General features: G+C 35.3%; 1 protein-coding gene. It reads left to right on the top strand.

Features of this window, described 5'->3' with window-relative positions; translation table 11 throughout:
- Nucleotides 1-1,012: hypothetical protein (locus tag PHP06_11115; GenBank protein ID MDD3841090.1), on the top strand; the 1,012-nt coding region annotated here is incomplete at its 5' end.
- Nucleotides 1,013-1,299: the final 287 nt, after the last annotated feature.

Here is a 1,299-nt window from a genome sequence, read left to right as displayed (position 1 = left end):
AAAAAAAATCATTATCACTTCTGCTATCAAATCAGTTCCAAAAAATATGATGCAATACTACATACAAGACCAAAATCACATACCAAGAATAGGAGACATAGTATTAGGAAGAGTTAAAAGAATAAGTCAACACTCTGAACTGGAAAACAGAAGTGGCAGGATTCATCAAATATTTCATGGGACGCTGGGGCTTTTGAGTTGGGGAAATAGATATGCAACCGAATTTTACGAAGGAATCATACCTGATAAGCCTGTATCAAGATGCGATTTGTTAGCAAGGGGAGGGGTGATAGGAGAGGTTAAATCTAAATGTTCATCTGCAAAAGACCCTACCAAAATTGACATACTGGGATATGTCTGTGATAAAGAAGGCAATATTCTAAATACAACAGATTTTAAGCCTGCTATTAAGAAAAACAATACTAAAAATAAGTGTAAAAATCTAATACTAGTAGTAGGCAGTGCTATGAATGCAGGTAAAAGCACTGCAGCCAAGGCAATCATATACTCACTGGCTTCAAATAATAAATGTGTCTGCTCGGGAAAGGTAACAGGGACGGCCTCATTAAAAGATTTGTTGCTGATGGAAGATGCAGGTTCACAAGAAACAATAGACTTTACCTTTTGGGGGTATCCATCCACTTATCTGTTGGATTTTGATATTATACTGGAAATATTCGAAAATTCATATTCATATTTAAATGCCCGCACAAAGGATTATGTAGTATTAGAAATAGCCGATGGAATACTCCAGCGGGAAACCTCCTTTTTGCTCAAAAATGAAAAGGTAAAAGAAAAAATACATAGATTAATATTGTGCTGTAATAATGCAGTAACTGCAAAAGGAGGGCTGAGTATTGTTGAGCACCAATATGGACTTAAAGTAAATGCCATATCAGGGATGGCGGCCAACAGCTATCTGGGACAACAGGAAATAAGACAGTTTACCGATATACCATTATTTAACTCCATGGAAATAGATACAAGCCTAGTGTATAACATAGTAAAATAGGAAAGCAGAAGATTTTTCCTTCTGCTTTTTAGTACTCTTTCTGTTTGTTATATTGATTCCTTGATTTATACATCGTATATTTGTAGTTAGCGGCTTTAAATTGAGCATCATATGATGTATCCATTATATACCACTTGCCGTTTACAAATACTTCATTCCAGGCATGATACCCTTCAAGATTCTTTTTTATCCTCTTTTATAAACATCACCTTTAACCTCTTGCCCGTAGTATTTATATATTTAACAGTTATGTAGCCTGATTTTGCACCACCGGTATCTATAACAGG

Source organism: Clostridia bacterium, assembly GCA_028698525.1.
In the GTDB taxonomy this organism is placed as follows: Bacteria; Bacillota; Clostridia; order JAQVDB01; family JAQVDB01; genus JAQVDB01.
Note: the sequence above shows the minus strand (reverse complement) of the source record. Positions and strands in the feature narration are given on the sequence as shown.